Annotated in this window: 18 protein-coding genes; 13 read left to right on the top strand and 5 right to left on the bottom strand. The window is 65.2% G+C overall.

The window, feature by feature from the left end; all coding sequences use genetic code 11:
* Positions 1 to 233: 233 nt before the first annotated feature.
* On the bottom strand, positions 234 to 863 hold the full coding sequence (locus PCJ49_RS12200) for a histidine phosphotransferase family protein (protein ID WP_269911143.1): 630 nt from the start codon (positions 861 to 863) through the stop codon (positions 234 to 236).
* Between the two features lie 105 nt (positions 864 to 968).
* Here PCJ49_RS12200 and PCJ49_RS12195 point away from each other — a divergent pair, with 105 nt between their 5' ends.
* The 4 genes from PCJ49_RS12195 (at position 969) to PCJ49_RS12180 (ending at position 3,615) form a co-directional block, all read left to right on the top strand.
* Positions 969 to 1,157: a DUF3553 domain-containing protein gene (locus tag PCJ49_RS12195; RefSeq protein WP_089287515.1), complete on the top strand. Its 189-nt coding sequence runs from the start codon at positions 969 to 971 to the stop codon at positions 1,155 to 1,157.
* A gap of 133 nt (positions 1,158 to 1,290) precedes the next feature.
* Positions 1,291 to 2,334, top strand: a complete 1,044-nt coding sequence (moaA, locus tag PCJ49_RS12190; RefSeq protein ID WP_269911142.1) for a GTP 3',8-cyclase MoaA — start codon at positions 1,291 to 1,293, stop codon at positions 2,332 to 2,334.
* Positions 2,335 to 2,394: 60 nt separating this feature from the next.
* A complete protein-coding gene (locus PCJ49_RS12185) occupies positions 2,395 to 3,183 on the top strand; it encodes an NAD kinase (RefSeq protein WP_089287517.1) in 789 nt (262 codons plus the stop codon).
* 36 nt (positions 3,184 to 3,219) lie between these two features.
* Complete coding sequence (locus PCJ49_RS12180) at positions 3,220 to 3,615, top strand: hypothetical protein (RefSeq protein ID WP_269911141.1); 396 nt, start codon at positions 3,220 to 3,222, stop codon at positions 3,613 to 3,615.
* 6 nt (positions 3,616 to 3,621) lie between these two features.
* Here the strand turns inward: PCJ49_RS12180 and PCJ49_RS12175 are convergent, their stop codons facing one another.
* The gene (locus PCJ49_RS12175) at positions 3,622 to 4,464 is read right to left on the bottom strand and encodes a hypothetical protein (protein ID WP_269911140.1); all 843 of its coding nucleotides are present in this window, start codon (positions 4,462 to 4,464) and stop codon (positions 3,622 to 3,624) included.
* Between the two features lie 334 nt (positions 4,465 to 4,798).
* Between PCJ49_RS12175 and PCJ49_RS12170 the strand changes: the two genes are divergently transcribed.
* From PCJ49_RS12170 to PCJ49_RS12130, 9 genes are all read left to right on the top strand, one after another.
* Positions 4,799 to 5,245 (top strand): EF-hand domain-containing protein, encoded by a 447-nt coding sequence (locus PCJ49_RS12170; RefSeq protein ID WP_269911139.1) that lies wholly within the window; start codon positions 4,799 to 4,801, stop codon positions 5,243 to 5,245.
* Positions 5,246 to 5,256: 11 nt separating this feature from the next.
* Positions 5,257 to 5,982: an RNA polymerase sigma factor gene (locus PCJ49_RS12165; RefSeq protein WP_269911138.1), complete on the top strand. Its 726-nt coding sequence runs from the start codon at positions 5,257 to 5,259 to the stop codon at positions 5,980 to 5,982.
* 17 nt (positions 5,983 to 5,999) lie between these two features.
* On the top strand, positions 6,000 to 6,470 hold the full coding sequence (locus PCJ49_RS12160; RefSeq protein ID WP_269911137.1) for a hypothetical protein: 471 nt from the start codon (positions 6,000 to 6,002) through the stop codon (positions 6,468 to 6,470).
* Positions 6,467 to 6,997, top strand: a complete 531-nt coding sequence (locus tag PCJ49_RS12155) for a periplasmic heavy metal sensor (RefSeq protein WP_269911136.1) — start codon at positions 6,467 to 6,469, stop codon at positions 6,995 to 6,997. The genes PCJ49_RS12160 and PCJ49_RS12155 overlap by 4 nt, the downstream gene beginning before the upstream one ends.
* A 50-nt stretch (positions 6,998 to 7,047) precedes the next feature.
* A complete protein-coding gene (locus PCJ49_RS12150; protein ID WP_269911135.1) occupies positions 7,048 to 8,391 on the top strand; it encodes a DUF1800 domain-containing protein in 1,344 nt (447 codons plus the stop codon).
* A gap of 2 nt (positions 8,392 to 8,393) precedes the next feature.
* Positions 8,394 to 9,584 (top strand): DUF1501 domain-containing protein, encoded by a 1,191-nt coding sequence (locus PCJ49_RS12145; RefSeq protein ID WP_269911134.1) that lies wholly within the window; start codon positions 8,394 to 8,396, stop codon positions 9,582 to 9,584.
* A gap of 99 nt (positions 9,585 to 9,683) precedes the next feature.
* Positions 9,684 to 10,574 (top strand): hypothetical protein, encoded by an 891-nt coding sequence (locus tag PCJ49_RS12140; protein ID WP_269911133.1) that lies wholly within the window; start codon positions 9,684 to 9,686, stop codon positions 10,572 to 10,574.
* Positions 10,575 to 10,588: 14 nt separating this feature from the next.
* Positions 10,589 to 11,452 (top strand): hypothetical protein, encoded by an 864-nt coding sequence (locus tag PCJ49_RS12135; RefSeq protein WP_269911132.1) that lies wholly within the window; start codon positions 10,589 to 10,591, stop codon positions 11,450 to 11,452.
* 84 nt (positions 11,453 to 11,536) lie between these two features.
* Positions 11,537 to 12,664, top strand: a complete 1,128-nt coding sequence (locus tag PCJ49_RS12130) for a nicotinate phosphoribosyltransferase (RefSeq protein WP_269911131.1) — start codon at positions 11,537 to 11,539, stop codon at positions 12,662 to 12,664.
* Positions 12,665 to 12,910: 246 nt separating this feature from the next.
* Here the strand turns inward: PCJ49_RS12130 and ptsN are convergent, their stop codons facing one another.
* The 3 genes from ptsN to rpoN form a co-directional block, all read right to left on the bottom strand.
* Positions 12,911 to 13,369 carry a PTS IIA-like nitrogen regulatory protein PtsN gene (gene ptsN, locus PCJ49_RS12125; protein ID WP_089287526.1) on the bottom strand — a complete coding sequence of 153 codons (459 nt, stop codon included), beginning with the start codon at positions 13,367 to 13,369 and terminating at the stop codon, positions 12,911 to 12,913.
* Positions 13,370 to 13,441: 72 nt separating this feature from the next.
* The gene (gene raiA, locus PCJ49_RS12120) at positions 13,442 to 14,062 is read right to left on the bottom strand and encodes a ribosome-associated translation inhibitor RaiA (RefSeq protein ID WP_269911130.1); all 621 of its coding nucleotides are present in this window, start codon (positions 14,060 to 14,062) and stop codon (positions 13,442 to 13,444) included.
* A 118-nt stretch (positions 14,063 to 14,180) separates the two neighbouring features.
* Positions 14,181 to 15,710 (bottom strand): RNA polymerase factor sigma-54, encoded by a 1,530-nt coding sequence (rpoN, locus tag PCJ49_RS12115; RefSeq protein WP_269911129.1) that lies wholly within the window; start codon positions 15,708 to 15,710, stop codon positions 14,181 to 14,183.
* Positions 15,711 to 15,740: the final 30 nt, after the last annotated feature.

The following is a 15,740-nucleotide window of genomic DNA, read 5'->3' as shown; positions in this document are numbered from 1 at the left end:
CTCCGGGAAAACTCTGTTTCCGCGATGTCGCCAATTCGTGCCAGCCTTCCAGAGGATCAGCCCCCTGGTCGATTACGGCCTGTCAGCCACGATAGTGCCAGAATCTCGTTTAAATCATCTTACCCTTGCCCAAATTGATGACGCGCCGAGGGGGGGCATTGCAAGCGGAAGATTACCTCTTTTCGGGTAGGTTCGACCATTCGATTATGGCCGAGCCTACCCTTAAGATAGCATTAACGCTCTTGCCCAAGCGAAATTGTCAGTTTCCCCTCCGCGAAATCGCGCGCCGGTGTGAAAGCCAGTTTGTAGAAGCGCGCCATCACCAGACCGACATGCATCAGGATACCGCGTGGTGTCAGCTCCGCTTCCGGCACCCCGCCATGCAGCACCCGTAACGCCTCCTCCCGCAGGCCGCAGCCGGTGCCGGCTGCCAGCAGTTCCAGCCCCCCATCATCCCCTGTCAGGGTCAGGGTGCCGCCCCTCGGCAGCGCCTCTTCCGCGATCAGGGCCGACAGCAGAACCAGTTTCAACAGGCCGGGCGGCGGCACGATCAGCGCCGGCCGCCAGATGAACTGGATGCGACCGCCGGCGAACCACCCCTCCAGCGCCTCCCGCGTGCCGGGGATGGGCAGCACACCGCCGCCCGACCCGGCGCCCAGCGCCAGCCGGAACAGGGCCAGACGGCGCGCGGCCGTGCGGGCGCTGTCGGCAACAAGGTCCAGGGCCTCCCCCATCGCCTCACCACCATCCCCTTCCTCGATCAGTTCCACCCCATTATTGATGGCGCCGACCGGGCCGATCAGGTCATGGCACAGCCGGGAGCAGAGAAGCTCCACCGCCCGGACACTGAAAATTGCCTCCATCAACGGCCTCCCGTCCTGATCTTTTGTTTACGAAATAACCATATCATTTCCATGACAGTTGGCGGTCAGCTTGAGATCACCGCCTGACAGGAAGGAAAAAAGCAGATGGATGATACCCTGGTACCCGGCGCCTTTGTCCGCCATCCGGGCCAGCCCGACTGGGGGCTGGGCCAGATTCAGTCCGTCATCGGCCCCCGGGTGACAGTCAATTTCGAAAATGCGGGAAAATTGCTGATCAATATCGCCACCGTCTCCCTGACCGTTGTGGACGAGGACGACCCGGCCCTGCATTGATCTGGGACATTTCTGCTTCGCCCCGTTGGGTGGATACAGCAACACCCCTGCACGCCACCTTGGAGCGCGGGGGCCAAGGCTCTATATCTGCTGTCACCAACCCGCCCCCGCCCATCCGGAGTTGCCCCGTCCCATGCCGCTTGCCGATGGCCAGCCCTTTGCCGTGCCCGCCCCCCTGATCGATCCGTTCGGGCGGGCCATCACCTATGTGCGGGTCTCCGTCACCGACCGCTGCGATTTCCGCTGCACCTATTGCATGTCGGAAGACATGCATTTCCTGCCCAAGGCCGACATCCTGTCGCTGGAGGAGCTGGAGCGGCTTTGCACCGCCTTCATCCGCCTGGGCACGCGGCGGCTGCGTTTGACGGGGGGTGAACCGCTGGTCCGGCGCAATATCATGGAGCTGGTGCGCAATCTGGGCCGGCATGTGGCCAGTGGCGCGCTGGAAGAATTGACCCTGACCACCAATGGCAGCCAGCTTTCCCGCTATGCGGATGAACTGCGCGCCGCCGGCGTCCGCCGGATCAATGTCTCCCTGGATACGCTGGACCCGGCGCGGTTCCAGGCCATCACCCGCTGGGGCCGGCTGGCCCAGGTGATGGAGGGGCTGGAGGCCGCACGCCAGGCCGGGCTGGCGGTGAAGATCAATGCCGTGGCCCTGAAGGGCATCAATGACGGGGAACTGGATGAGATGCTGGTCTGGTGCGGCCGGCAGGGATTTGACCTGACCCTGATCGAGGTGATGCCGCTGGGCGACATGGACGGCAATGGCGGCGGGGCCGTGCGGGAAGAACAATTCCTCTCCCTGCGCGATGTGCGGGCAGATCTGGAAAAACGCTGGACCCTGCTGGACAGCAATCACCGTACCGGCGGCCCCGCCCGCTATGTCACGGTGCAGGAAACCGGGCAGCGACTCGGTTTCATCACCCCGCTCAGCCACAATTTCTGCGAAAGCTGCAACCGGGTGCGGGTCACCTGCACCGGCACCCTGTTCATGTGCCTGGGTCAGGAGGATGCGGCCGACCTGCGTACCCCATTGCGGGCAGAGACTGGTGATGGCGCCCTGGTTCAGGCCATCCGTGACGCCATCACCCGCAAGCCCCAGGGACATGATTTCATCATCGACCGGCGGCGGGGCCCGGCCGTGGGCCGGCATATGAGCGTCACCGGGGGCTGACCGGGGCATCGAAGCGGTATAAGGTGACGCCCCCATTCGGCTTTTGTTGGAAACAAGCCCTTGCCCGGTTTCCCCGCCTCCCCTGGTTCCGTCCCCCTCGCCTTCGTCGCTGCCGATACGGTGGAGGCCCGCAGCGCACGGGAGCGCTTGGCTATCCGCTATGGCGGCGTGCCAGCGGAAGAGGCCGGCATCATCGTCGCCCTGGGAGGCGATGGCTTCCTGCTGGAAACGCTGCACCGTTTCCTGGCCCGCGGCACCCCTGTTTATGGGATGAACCGGGGCTCTGTCGGCTTCCTGCTGAATGATTACAGCGAGGATGGGCTGACCAACCGGCTGCTGCGCGCCCAGCGCGTCACCCTGCACCCGCTGCGGATGACGGCCACCAGCAATGATGGGCAGGTGCAGGAAGGTCTGGCATTCAACGAGGTGTCGCTGCTGCGCGAAACCCGCCAGGCTGCCAAGCTGCGGATCAGCGTGGACGGGGTGGAGCGGCTGGCGGAACTGACCTGCGATGGCGCCCTGGTCTCCACGCCGGCCGGCAGCACCGCCTATAACCTGTCAGCCCATGGGCCGATTCTGCCACTGGGGGCGGATATCCTGGCCCTGACCCCGATCAGCGCCTTCCGGCCCCGCCGCTGGCGCGGCGCCCTGCTGCCCCACACCGCCAAAATTCGTTTCGATGTCATGGAAGCCAGCAAACGGCCGGTCAGCGCCGTGGCCGATTTCACCGAGGTGCGCGACGTGGCGCGGGTGGAGATCCATGAAGATCGTGGGGTTGCCAGTACCCTGCTGTTTGATCCGGAACTGGCCCTGGAAGAACGCATCCTGAAGGAACAGTTCGCCCCCTGACCGGCGTTTCTGTTCACCCCCTTTGGAGAGAACGCCATGCCCTTTATGGACCGCGAGAATTTCATCGATCTGCTGAACCGGCTGGGGGACGAGGATGATCAGGTGGTGCTGGCCGCCGCCCGCACCATCCATGCCCGTGTCGCCGAATCCGGCTTCGGCTGGGACGGGCTGCTGCTGCCAGCCGGGGCGCGCAGCGACCAGCCTATCCCGCCCGACGCCCCCACCCCGTCCCCGGCCATCGCCGCCCCGCCGGACGTGGACGAAACCGATGCGGCGTTGATCGACCGGCTGCTGCGGGATTACGCCCTGTCTGACATGACCCGGGGTGACCTGCTGGAGATGAAGGCCCAGGCCGAGCGCGGCAGCCTACCGGCCGAGGACAGCAAATATCTGCGCGATCTGGCGCTGCGGCTGGCACAGGCCGGGCCGTAAGAACGCTTAGCGCAAGGGGCGGAAATAGCGCAGCAGGTTCTGCAATTCCGCCCGCAGCGCCTCATCCTCCCGCAGCCGCGCCTGCAAGGCGGCATCGCGCTTGGCCAGGAACACCACATGTTCCTTGGGCGGCAATTGGCGATAGGACGGCTTGGCGCTGATACTGCCATCATCCTGGATGGTAGAGAGAAAGAACGACACCCGCATGAATTTTGAAAAGAGCTTGGCCGCTGATTCCGGCGGCTCCCGCGAAATGATAGAGCAGATATAATAAAGCCGGAAAAAATAATAGCTGTTATAGATACGCTGGATGGTGTGGAACTGTTCACTCGGGCTGCTGGTCTTGCTCAGCAGCTGTTGTTCCTTGAAACCGGCATGAAAATGGTTGGAGGCTTCCTTGCCGAACAGCAGCGGCCGTTCGCGCCCGGCACTGATTCTTTTACGGTAATCGATCAGGGCACGACCGACCAGCGTGTGGATCATCCGGCGTTCGACATCCAGTTCCGCCGGCAGCCCCATCAGGAAATCCATCGCCGGCATCAGTTGGGCGGGATGCACAATGGCGGCGCGGCGCGCCCGGCCCTTGCCCAGCAGGGCCGCCTGCAACCATTCCACCATGTCATGCGCCTGCCAGCGCAGCCGCACAGTGAAGGGAATGGTGCTGAGCCCGCTGGATTGCAGAAACAGGCGCACATGATCGCGCCATGTCTTCTGCGGCAGGCGGACATACTCCACATCCGTCAGCTTGATGGGATTGCCCAATGTCTCGGCCGTCGGCGGCGCGGGCCGGAAATCAAGGCTACGCCCGTAAATGACGCCCTTCAGCTTGGATTCCCCTGACGGCGGCATCGCCCCTTTTCCAACCCCAATCAATCGACCAGCCGAGCGAGCAGCCTACGGCCCGCTGTTAACATGTCGTTATTACCACTAAAGGCGATGGGGCGCACGGCGATTCGCGTGATGGGCATCCCCAATCCTGAAGGGGTGTGACCTGTTTCACCCGCGCCATGCGGCTGGGGCGGAGAAAGCGGGGGGAGCGTCCCGGAATTTGGAAAATTCCCATGCAGGGTCGCGCCCCGGCCCCCGTATCAGCAATGAACGAGGCGGCATGGCGCCGTGTCCGGCCTCGGGACCAGGCGGTGGGGATCCACCGCCCGTTTTCCTGAACTCGGAGATCGCAACCATGCATAGCTCTTCCCGTACCCTTTTGTGGACCACGCTCGCCGCCGGCCTGTTGCTGGGCACCGTCGCCGTTCAGGCCCAGGATGCACCGCCGCCCCCGCCGCCGGGTGCCCCGGGGCCGATGGATCGCGCTGCCGGCCCGCTGCGTCAGGAGATGCTGGCCAAATATGATACCAACAAGGACGGCAAGCTGGACGAGAGCGAGCGCGCCGCCATGCGGATGGATCATTTCAAGGCGATGGACAAGAAGGGCACCGGCAAGATCAGCAAGGCTGACTTCCCCGCCGCCATGGAAGCCGCCCGCGAAGCCGAGCGTGCCCGTGCCGAAGCCGCCCTGTTCGACAGGATGGACACCAACAAGGACGGCTATGTTACGGCAGAGGAATTCGCCGCCTTCAAGCCGGACTGGCCCGGCAAGGACGGCCCGCGCCGTCACAAGCACGATTGATCCGGTGGGCCATGACCATGCCGGCCACCGCCAGGGCACACCCCTTGCCGCCATCGCCCGAGCCGACGGATAACGGAACACGGGCGGTGCCGGCAGCGGCCGGCATGGATCAGGGCGACAAACAGCGGGGGATGATGGAGAGCGGGGACGAACGGCAGGCGATGGGTGACGAAGCGCTGGTGGCCCTGGTCGCCGCTGGTGACCGTCGCGCCTATGGCATCCTGGTCGGCCGCCATCTGGACCGCACCATCACCATCGCCCAGCGCGTGCTGAACAACCGGGCAGAGGCGGAAGATGTGGCGCAGGAGGCTTTCCTGCGGCTCTGGCGCCATGCCGATCGTTTTGATCCCGGTGCCGCCCGCTTTTCCACCTGGTTTTATCGCATCACCACCAACCTGTGCCTGGACCGGACACGGCGTCAACAGCCGCTGGCGTTGGAAGCGGCGGGCGATCCGCCCGATCCGACCGCCGATGCCGAAACGGCCCTGGTTGGCCAGCGCACCCGCAAGGCCGTACTGGCCGCCGTGGCGGAACTGCCGGAACGGCTGCGCACCGCCGTGACCTTGACCTATGATGCCGGGCTTTCCAATGCGGAAGCCGCCCGAACCATGGATATCAGTGTAAAAGCCTTTGAGAGCCTGCTGGTGCGGGCCCGCCGGTCCTTACGGGACCGGCTGGCCGCCTGGGGTTCCACAGGCGGCAGCGGCGGGCCCGCCAGGGCCGGCACGGAACGTTGAGAAGGGGGATTGGACCCATGAACGAAACGGAATTCCATAACCTTCTCGACCGGTTCGGCGCGGATCTTTCGCAATGGCCGGCCGACAGGCGCCTGACCGCCGAACGGGCCATGGCGGACGACCCGTCGCTGATCGATCTGCTGGCGGCGGAGCAGTTGCTGGCCGCCTGTCTGCCCGATCTGCCGCCCGTTGCAGCGGCCTCTGCCGATTTGCGCCAACGCATCATGGCCCTGCCGCTGGCCCATCCCCGCCCGCTTGCTGCACCCGGTCTGCTGACCGAGCTGTGGCACAGCATGGCGGCAAGCTGGCGGCAATGGTCGATGGGCATGGCCACGGCCAGTACCGCCGCCGTGCTGGGCTTCGTGCTGGGCTATGGCCAGATGCTGCCCCCGATGTCGGGGACGGAGACGGCCAGCAGCGATAATCTGGTCACCATGCTGAACGCGGCCGCCGATTACGACACGGCCGATACGGAGCAGGCACAATGAAACGGTCCACCCTTCTGCTGACCGGGGCGCTGGTGCTATCGGTCTCCATCAATCTGGGGGTGGCCGGCCTGTGGGCGGGCCATTGGCTGCGCGGCGAACCGGAAGGCCCCGTCGACCGGGTGCTAGGTGCCGTGCCGCCCCCGATCCATGAGCGAATCCGGGAGGCCATGCGCTCCTCCCCCCGCACGCCGGAAGTGAAGGAGCGGATGGAGGCGATGCGCACCGCCCGTCGCGCCGTCAATGACGCTTTGCGCGCGCGTCCCTTCGATGTCACAGCCGCCGAGCAGGCTTTTGCCACATTCCGCGAAGAGACTAGCCGCGCGCAGGAAAAGTTCCATCAAACCCTGATTGAAACCATGGCGCAGGCCCAGGCCGACGGCACGCTGCCCCCACCGCCGACAAAAGGCGGGCGGGATGGCAGACCCGACGGCCGGCCCGATGGCCCTCCCCGCCCGCCCCCGCCGGGCGGGCCGGGGGGCGCTGCGCCGCCGCCTCATGCTCCCCCTCCCCCGCCACCGGGTGAATAGCCCGGTTCCGTGGAACCGGGCCACGGCGTTCCCCACTGGAGGATCGTTCCATGGTGATGACTGGTCCCGCATCGGCCGCACTGGCGGCCCATGCCACTGCCCGGTTCGGTTATGGTGCCGCACCGGGTGACCTTGCCCGGATCGGCGATGATCCACGCGGCTGGGTGCAGGCCCAGCTGGGTGGTCTGCCGCCCGGCCTGCCCGCCGGCTTTGTGGATCATCCCGGCAGTGCCCCCCGCTTGGTCGAGCTGCTGGCCGTGCGCAAGCTGGGCCAGAGCGACGAGGCGATGGCCCGTCGCAAAGCCTTGCAGGAGGCCTATCGCAGCGATGCCGCCATCCGCACCCGGGTGGCGGCCGGCAGCGAAAGGCCGCTGATCGAACGGCTGACCCAATTCTGGTCCAACCATTTCACCGTTTCCACCCAGCGGGGCGAAGTCGCCCCCCTGGCCATCGCCTTTGAAAATGAAGCGATCCGGCCCTATGTGCTGGGCCGGTTCGAAGAAATGGCCAGGGCCGCCATTCTGCATCCGGCCATGCTGGTCTATCTGGATAATGCCCAATCCATCGGCCCCAACAGCAAGGCCGGGCAGAAGCGCAAGCGCGGCCTGAATGAGAATCTGGGCCGGGAGGCGCTGGAGCTGCACACGCTGGGGGTGCATGGCGGGTACGATCAGGATGATGTGCGGGCGCTGGCCCTGATCCTGACCGGCTGGACCATCGACCGGCAGGATGGCGATGGTACCGCCTTCTTCAATCCAGACACCCATGAACCGGGACCGAAAACCCTGTTGGGTCGCACCTTCCCGGAAGAAGGGGCGGCGGAGGCACCGGCCGCCATCACCATGATGGCCAACCACAAGGGCACGGCCAAGCATGTGGCGGTGAAGCTGGCCCGGCATTTCATCGCCGATGATCCGCCGGCCTCTGCCGTCAATGCCCTGGAACGGAAGTTCAGGGAGACGGGCGGCGATCTGGGGGCGGTGACGGCCACGCTGGTGGGGCTGGATGCCGCCTGGGAGGAGCCGCTGGCCAAGCTGCGCAGCCCCAATGATTTTCTGACCGCCGCCCTGCGCGCCACCCAACTGCCGCTGGATGAGAAGCAGGTGGTCAATGCCCTGAACCTGCTGGGCCAGATGCCCTTTGCCGCGCCTTCCCCCGCCGGCTGGCCGGACCGGGCCGCCGACTGGGCCGGGCCGGATGCCGTGGTGCGCCGGGTGGACTGGTCGCTGGCCCTGGGGCAGCGGGCCGGCGGGCGGGTGGATGCCCGCCTGCTGCTGGCCGATACGCTGGGCGATCTGGCCGATGCCGAACTGGTGCAGATGGTGGCCCGCGCCCCCTCCCCCGCCGAGGCTTTGGCCCTGGCCCTTTCGTCCCCCGCCTTTCAACGGAGGTAAGGATGCATCGCCGTCATTTCCTGGGCGCCAGTCTGGTTACCGGCCTGCTGGCCGCCAGCCCGCTGAAGGTGGCCTTCGCCGATGCCGCCACCGACAAGCGGCTGGTGCTGATCGTGCTGCGCGGGGCCATGGACGGGCTGGGGGCCATCGCCCCCTATGCCGACCCGGATTATCGCAGCATTCGGGGCGAGCTGGCCCTGGCCGAACCCGGCCAGCCCGACGGGTTGCTGGACCTGGACGGGTATTTCGGCCTGCACCCGGCCCTGGCGCCCATCCATGGCTGGTGGGCGGAAAAGCAGTTGCTGGCCGTCCATGCCATCGCCACGCCCTATCGGGAACGCAGCCATTTCGATGCGCAGGACCTGCTGGAAAGCGGCGGGGCCAAACCGACGGGGCAGAAGACCGGCTGGCTGAACCGGGCGCTGGATCAGGTGCATGGCCATGGCACGGGCTTAGGTCTGGCGCTGGGCCAGGGCGTGCCGCTGGTGATGCGCGGTGCGGTACCGGTGGCCAGTTGGGCGCCGTCGCCCCTGCCGGAACCGACCACCGACTTCCTCAACCGGGTGATGGATATCTATCAGAAGGACAAGGTGCTGGGCCCGGCTTTGTCGTCGGGCCTGGGCATTGCCGACATGGCGCAGATGGCCAGCGGCGTGCCGGCCGGCCAGCCCAAGCCCAAGGACCGGCAATTAATGGCCACCACCGCCGGCCGGATGCTGGCCGATCCCGCCGGCCCGCGCGTGGCGGTGATGGATATGCAGGGCTGGGACACCCATGTCGGCCAGGGCTCCATCAAGGGCCGGCTGCCCAACGCGCTGACCGATCTGGCGGAGGTGATGGGCCTGCTGCGTGAAGGTCTGGGCGAGGCATGGAGCAAGAGTATCATCGCCGTGGTGACGGAGTTCGGCCGCACCGTGCGCCCCAACGGCACTGGCGGCACCGATCATGGCACGGCCGGCGTGGCCCTGCTGGCCGGTGGCGCCATTGAAGGCGGTCGGATGCTGGGCAAATGGCCGGGCCTGCGCGACGACAAGCTCTATGAAGGTCGCGACCTTGCCCCCACCACCGACATGCGCGCCCTGCTGAAAGCCGTGCTGAAGGACCATCTGGGCGTCTCCACCCGCGCGCTGGATGCCCATGTCTTCCCCGATGGCAAGAATATCCGCCCGCTGGCAGACGTGATCCGGGCCTGACGCCTGACCCGCTGGGGTAGCCCGGAAGAATATTTGTCCATTCCCCCCGCGCCCGCGTCATCTTCCCAGGTGATGCGGGCGCGGCTTCGGGACAGACATATGGCGGCGGCGGACAATGGCAGCGATGGGGGCGAGACCTTCTCGGCCCGCATGAAGGCGGTTGAAGCGGCATGGCAGAGCCATCTGCTGCAATATGCCCTCTCCTATTGTCTCGCCTATCGGAACTTTGCCCGTCTGGCGCCGGGGTTGGCGGTGCTGACGGGGGATGATGCGGCCAGCCGGCTCTTTCATGGCCAGTTGAATGCCGCCTGCTTCGCCCTGGTCAGTGACAGTCTGGTGGTGGCCGCTCTGGCCGAAACGATCCAGCCCCTGCTGGATACGCGGCCAGCCCTGCGACAGGTCTGCGCCGGGGCGCTGGATCGGGTCTGGGCGGTGCTGCCACCCGTCACCGGGAACCGGTATTTCCATTTCGTGCTGGGAACGGCGGCGGAAGACCCGCGCTGGCGGCAGGCCCCCGATCTGGTGGCCCTGCTGCCCGATATCCTGGCCCTGAACGGGCAAATCTTTTCGCCGTCGCCATTCATCATGCAGACCCAGCTTCTCAACGGCCATGCCCGGATGGTTCTGACCAGCCGGGCGGTGCACGATCATGCCGAGGACAGCTTTCCGCCCGCAGACTATGCACCCCTCCGTCAGGCACTGTTGCAGGCCCCGCTGGCAGCACTGCCGGCCAATGCGGGGGATGTCTGGCGGGCGGCAGGCTGGATGGAACTCTGCTTCCACCTTTCCACGCTGGTTGATCCGCCGATCCACCATCATGGCCGGGAGATACGCGCACGGGTGGACGCGCTGCACCAGGATTTGCTTGGCCGCCCCTTCTTCACAGGCGGTCCCGACGGGGAGCGGCTGGAAGCACCGCGCGCCTTGCAAAGCCTGCTGTGGATCGCTGAACGGTCCCGCCCGCTGACCCCGGATCAGGTGAGGCTGTAAGGATGGGCGATTTGATGAAGGGGCTTTCACGCACCAGCCGCCGCGCCTTTGTCGCCGGGGTGCTCACCCTGCCGGTGCTGGGGGGCTGTATCCGGCAGGGGGATGGCGATACGCTGACCGACAGGCTGTTGGCGATGGCGCAGACCGTTCCCCTGTTCAGCGGCATTCCGCGCCTGGGGTTGCTGGCCCATCTGGCGACCCTGTGGCGCTATCCTGAAGCGGTGGACAGCGACCCGATCGGCGATCTGGCCGCAAACTTCTTCGGTGCCAGCACCCTGGAGGCAGCTTTGGCCCCTTTGCGGGCAAAGCCGGTGGAGATCCCCCCGGCCATCCCGCTGACCCATGATCTGGCCGACCATGCCGACCTGCTGCACCGGCAGCTTCACCAGGGTTACGGGGATCGGGAAGCCTGGATTGCCGAACGGACCGCTGACGGATCGGTGCCGATGGAAAGGGTCGAAGCGCTGGCCGATCAAATGGCCTTTCCCGATCTGGCCGCCGAACAGGCCCTGGCCGGCCTGCGCATGGCGCGGATGCTGACTTTCTATACCGAACAGGGGCGGGATGCGGTGGCAGCCCTGGATGGTGCCGCCCGCAAGGCAGTGGCGGACAGGATCATCCGGGAAAGCCGTACGGCCCCCGACGATCCGACCCTGCCCGGCCTGCAACCCGGCGCTGTGCGCCGGCAGGCCCGCCGCTGCCTGATCGGCGCGCTGGTTACCCCCTATGGCCCGGAAAGCCTGCAGCGCATCCAGGCCGTCTATGACACCAAGGCGGTGACGGATTTCACCCGCACGCTGGTGGCCAGCTTCGCCCGGCTGAACGACAGCCAGTCCCATGCCATGATCTTGAAATTTCTGGAACAACCGCCGATCTGACGCCACATGGTGCAGGCCCTGTTTGCCTGTTCAGGTTCCGGCGGTCTAAGATCGCGCCATCATCCCATGTCTGGAACCAATCCGATGACCAGCACCCCGCCCGGCCCCGATGATGTCAGCCGCTGGACCGATGTTTATTTCCAGCGCACCCGCGCCATTGTGGAGAAATTCGGCGACCAGAGCGTGACCTATGCCGTGTTCATGCGCCGGCCGGTGGTGTTCGCGCCCCGGCTGGCGCTGGACTGGCTGCGGCAGACGGCCGCCGCGCGCGGCTTCACGCCGGTGATTCAGCAGAATTACGAAGAGGGGAAATGGGTGGGGGCCGGTGAACCGATGCTCTGGATCACCGGCCCGTTCAGCCAGATGGCAGAACTGGAAACCCTGTTCCTGATGAAGCTGGGCCCCGCCTGTGTCGCCGCCTATAACGCCTATATGATGTGCGCCGGCCTGCCCAAGGCGGCCTTCCTGGCCATGGATGCCCGCCATTGCGCCGGGACGGAGATGGCGGAGATCATGGCCTATGCGGCGTCGGTCGGGTCTGCCCGGGCCCGGCGGCGTGATGGGGCGGTGGGCTTTGTCGGCAATGCCACCGATGCCACCGCGCATTATTTCGGGCGTGACCAGGGGCTGGGCACCATGCCCCATGCCCTGATCGGCTATGCCGGGTCAACCGTGCGCGCGGCGGAGATGTATCACGAAACCTTCCCTGGACAGCCGATGACGGTACTGGTGGATTATTTCGGGCGGGAGGTGAGTGACAGTCTGGAGGTGTGCCGCCGCTTCCCCGATCTGGCTGCCAGCGGCGATCTGGCCCTGCGGCTGGACACGCCGGGCGGGCGCTTCGTGGAAGGGCTGGACCCGCCCACCAGCTATGCCGTGCTGGACCGCCATGCGCCCGACAGCATCAGGGGCTATCGGGATGAAAGCGAGCAACGCCACCTGATCGGCGCCGGCGTCTCCGCCGCCGCCATCCACTGGATGCGGGAAAAGCTGGATCAGGCCGGATTCCCCAAGGTGAAGATCGTGGCCAGCAGCGGCTTTTCCCCGGAAAAATGCCGCGTCATGGCCGACGCCCTGGCCCCCATCGACATTATCGGCACCGGCAGCTATCTGCCCGACAAATGGTCGGAGACCTACGCCACCGCCGATATCGTCGAATATGACGGGGTGAAACGGGTGAAGGTGGGACGGGAGTTCTTGCTGCGGCGGTAAGGGGGGTAGCAGGCCAACTCACCCTTCCCCGTCATCCCGGCGAAAGCCGGGACCCAGGGGCGGCTTTCCCTACCTCTCGATAGCGTCTGCCAACCGCGGTGTTGATGGTTGGCCTTGTGGCCCCTGGGTCCCGGCTTTCGCCGGGATGACGGGGTAATGGAAATGCCTTGCGCGCACCCCCAAAACAAAAAAAGGGCGGCACCCGCGCGGATGCCGCCCCTTCTCTTTCAACAACCGTAACCCGGCTTACGCCGCGTTGCTGTGCTCCGTCTGGACCAGCACCGCGTAAAGCGCATCGCCAGATTCGGCCCCGCGCAACTTGTCGCAGAGCACCTGATCCCGCAGCAGGCGGGACACGCGGGCCAGCGCCTTCAGATGGTCCGCCCCCGCCCCTTCCGGGGCCAGCAGCAGACAGATCAGGTCCACCGGCTGTTCGTCGATGGCTTCAAAATCGACCGGCTTTTCCAGCCGGGCGAAAATCGCCATCACGCCGGACAGGCCGGGCAACTTGCCGTGTGGGATACCGATGCCACGGCCCACGCCTGTGGTGCCCAGCCGCTCCCGTTCCACCAGCACGTCAAAAATGGCGCGTTCATGCTGGCCGGTCAGTTCGGCCGCCTTCTTCGCCAGTTCCTGCAAAGCCTGCTTTTTGGAGCCAGCCTTCAGGTTCGGGAGGATCGCCTCCGGCTTCAATAGATCATTCATCGCTGCCGGAAACGTCTGTTGCGGGGAAGGGGAATGGGAACGCAAGGAAACAGACATGGGGTACAGATCACCTTATTGCTTCACGGGTCCGGGGGTGCCAGCGGGATCGACCCAGCCGACATTGCCATCCGGACGGCGGTAGATCATGTTCAGACCGCCGTGTGCCCGATTACGGAACATCAAAGCGGGCAAATCTGCAAGGTCCATCCGCATCACCGCTTCGCTGACGGTCAGCATTTCGATGGCGGTTTCCATCTCCGCAACGACCATCGGCTGATGACCATTGACTTCGGCGGTGCTCTCCGTCTCCTCCTCAAAATCCTCGTGATCGGCCCCGTCGGCCTCCAGAATATATTTACGCGCGGACGTCACCGGCAGCTGCGCCAGGTTCTGGCGCTCGTGATGATCCTTCAACCGACGCTTGTAGCGGCGCAGACGCTTAGCCACCTTGTCCGCCGCCTCATCAAAGGCCGGGTAGGGCTCATTCGCCTGGGCATTGGATTGCAACAGGATGCCACGTCCGACATGAACCTGAATATCCGCCTTGTACAGATGTGCATCCTTGGAAAGGATGACAGTCGCCTCCATAGGGTTGCCGAAATATTTGCCCACCAATGTTGCCAGCTGATCCTTCACATGGGTCCGCAGAGCATCACCCACATCCAGTTGCTTGCCTTTGACGGTGACTTGCATATTCGACCTGTTCTTTCAGGGCGCGTAAACCGTTTTCGGGGAACCGCCATCCGGGACCGGCATCCAGAACCGGGAGAAATCCAACGGACGGGTCTTCCTCGAACGGTCAGCGCAGGGTCTACAACCCAAGGGCCTTCTCCCGACGGCGCTGGACTGAAGAGGGGATCTTCATACCCTCACGATACTTTGCAACGGTCCGACGTGCAATGTCGATCCCGTCGGCACGGAGAATTTCGACAATTTTATCGTCGGAAAGCGTGTCATCCGCCTTCTCCGCATCGATCAGAGCCTTGATGCGGAAGCGCACCGCCTCTGCGGAATGCGCGGCCTGACCGTCCGCCCCCTGGATGGCGGAGGTGAAGAAATATTTCAGTTCAAACACGCCGCGCGGGCTGGACAAGAACTTGTTGGTGGTCACGCGGCTGACCGTGCTTTCATGCATTCCGATGGCTTCGGCGATATCGCGCAGAATCAACGGCTTCATGAATTGCAGCCCGTGCAGGAAGAAAGCGTCCTGTTGCCGCACAATCTCCGTCGCCACCTTCAGGATGGTGGTGGCGCGCTGGTGCAGGCTTTTCACCAGCCAGCTGGCCGACTGGAACTGTTCGGCGATATATTCCTTTTCCTGTTTGTTGCGGGCGCCGGCCAGCACACGGCTGTGATAGCGCTGATTGACCAGCACGCGCGGCAGCGTCTCCGTATTCAGCTCCACCAGCCAGCCGCCGCCGGGGGCCGCCCGCATCAGGATATCCGGCACCACCGTCTGTACCGGCTCAAAATCAAAGGAAAGCGCCGGCTTGGGGTTCAGCGCCTTGATCTCCGCCACCATGTCGGAGAGGTCTTCGGCATCGCAGCCGCACACTTTCAGCAATTGCTGAAGGTTGCGGGCGGCCAGCAGCGGCAGATGATCCAGCAGCGCCTGCATACAGGGGTCCAGCCGGTTTTTTTCCCGCAACTGGATGGCCAGGCATTCGGAGAGCGTGCGGGCGAAAATGCCGGCCGGATCGCAGCGCTGCAGCCGAGCCAGCACGGCCTCCACCCGGGCCAGTTCGCAGCCCAGCGTGCTGGCAATTTCCGCCAGATCGGCGACCAGATATCCAGTTTCGTCCAGATGATCCATCAGGGCATAGGCGACCAGACGGTCCATCGGGTCGGGCAGATCCATCTTGATCTGCTCTTCCAGATGGTCGCGCAGCTTCGGCCGCTCGGTCAGCGTCGCCTCAAACCCGCTCTCATCATCTTCAAACCCGCCGCTGCGCGACGACCAGTCGCCGAACTGTTCGCCCGAACCCAGCCCCGCACCATCCAGATCGGCAGCAGAACTGTTGGTGTAGACATTCTCGAAATCCGTATCCAGCGGGGCATCACTGTCCGATGCCATGCGGTCGCTGGTGGCCAGTTCCACCGTGTCGGCCACCCGTCCTTCCGGAACGGGGGCCGGCGCCTCCTCCCGGTCCACACCGTCGGGGGCGGCATCGGTCCATTCGCCTTCCGCCCGTTCCAGCAGGGGATTCTGCTCCAGTTCCTTATCGACGAAATCGGCCAGTTCCATATTGGAGAGCTGCAGCAGCTTAATGGCCTGCTGAAGCTGCGGCGTCATCACCAACGACTGGGACTGTCGAATATCAAGCCGCTGTTGGAGCGCCATTTCGCAGTAAACACCAATGCTGAGGGAGGG

This window comes from Niveispirillum sp. BGYR6, assembly GCF_027568365.1.
In the GTDB taxonomy this organism is placed as follows: domain Bacteria; phylum Pseudomonadota; class Alphaproteobacteria; order Azospirillales; family Azospirillaceae; genus Niveispirillum.
This window is presented reverse-complemented; position numbering and strand designations above follow the sequence as displayed.

What these genes read in the sequence shown, in the direction of transcription:
- ptsN (WP_089287526.1), bottom strand. Translation starts at nt 13,369, where the DNA reads ATGAATGATCTATTGAAGCCGGAGGCGATCCTCCCGAACCTGAAGGCT.
- raiA (WP_269911130.1), bottom strand. Translation starts at nt 14,062, where the DNA reads ATGCAAGTCACCGTCAAAGGCAAGCAACTGGATGTGGGTGATGCTCTG.
- PCJ49_RS12200 (WP_269911143.1), bottom strand. Translation starts at nt 863, where the DNA reads ATGGAGGCAATTTTCAGTGTCCGGGCGGTGGAGCTTCTCTGCTCCCGG.
- PCJ49_RS12160 (WP_269911137.1), top strand. Translation starts at nt 6,000, where the DNA reads ATGAACGAAACGGAATTCCATAACCTTCTCGACCGGTTCGGCGCGGAT.
- PCJ49_RS12170 (WP_269911139.1), top strand. Translation starts at nt 4,799, where the DNA reads ATGCATAGCTCTTCCCGTACCCTTTTGTGGACCACGCTCGCCGCCGGC.
- moaA (WP_269911142.1), top strand. Translation starts at nt 1,291, where the DNA reads ATGCCGCTTGCCGATGGCCAGCCCTTTGCCGTGCCCGCCCCCCTGATC.
- PCJ49_RS12130 (WP_269911131.1), top strand. Translation starts at nt 11,537, where the DNA reads ATGACCAGCACCCCGCCCGGCCCCGATGATGTCAGCCGCTGGACCGAT.
- PCJ49_RS12145 (WP_269911134.1), top strand. Translation starts at nt 8,394, where the DNA reads ATGCATCGCCGTCATTTCCTGGGCGCCAGTCTGGTTACCGGCCTGCTG.
- PCJ49_RS12180 (WP_269911141.1), top strand. Translation starts at nt 3,220, where the DNA reads ATGCCCTTTATGGACCGCGAGAATTTCATCGATCTGCTGAACCGGCTG.
- PCJ49_RS12155 (WP_269911136.1), top strand. Translation starts at nt 6,467, where the DNA reads ATGAAACGGTCCACCCTTCTGCTGACCGGGGCGCTGGTGCTATCGGTC.
- PCJ49_RS12175 (WP_269911140.1), bottom strand. Translation starts at nt 4,464, where the DNA reads ATGCCGCCGTCAGGGGAATCCAAGCTGAAGGGCGTCATTTACGGGCGT.
- PCJ49_RS12165 (WP_269911138.1), top strand. Translation starts at nt 5,257, where the DNA reads ATGACCATGCCGGCCACCGCCAGGGCACACCCCTTGCCGCCATCGCCC.
- PCJ49_RS12135 (WP_269911132.1), top strand. Translation starts at nt 10,589, where the DNA reads ATGAAGGGGCTTTCACGCACCAGCCGCCGCGCCTTTGTCGCCGGGGTG.
- PCJ49_RS12150 (WP_269911135.1), top strand. Translation starts at nt 7,048, where the DNA reads ATGGTGATGACTGGTCCCGCATCGGCCGCACTGGCGGCCCATGCCACT.
- PCJ49_RS12140 (WP_269911133.1), top strand. Translation starts at nt 9,684, where the DNA reads ATGGCGGCGGCGGACAATGGCAGCGATGGGGGCGAGACCTTCTCGGCC.
- rpoN (WP_269911129.1), bottom strand. Translation starts at nt 15,710, where the DNA reads ATGGCGCTCCAACAGCGGCTTGATATTCGACAGTCCCAGTCGTTGGTG.
- PCJ49_RS12195 (WP_089287515.1), top strand. Translation starts at nt 969, where the DNA reads ATGGATGATACCCTGGTACCCGGCGCCTTTGTCCGCCATCCGGGCCAG.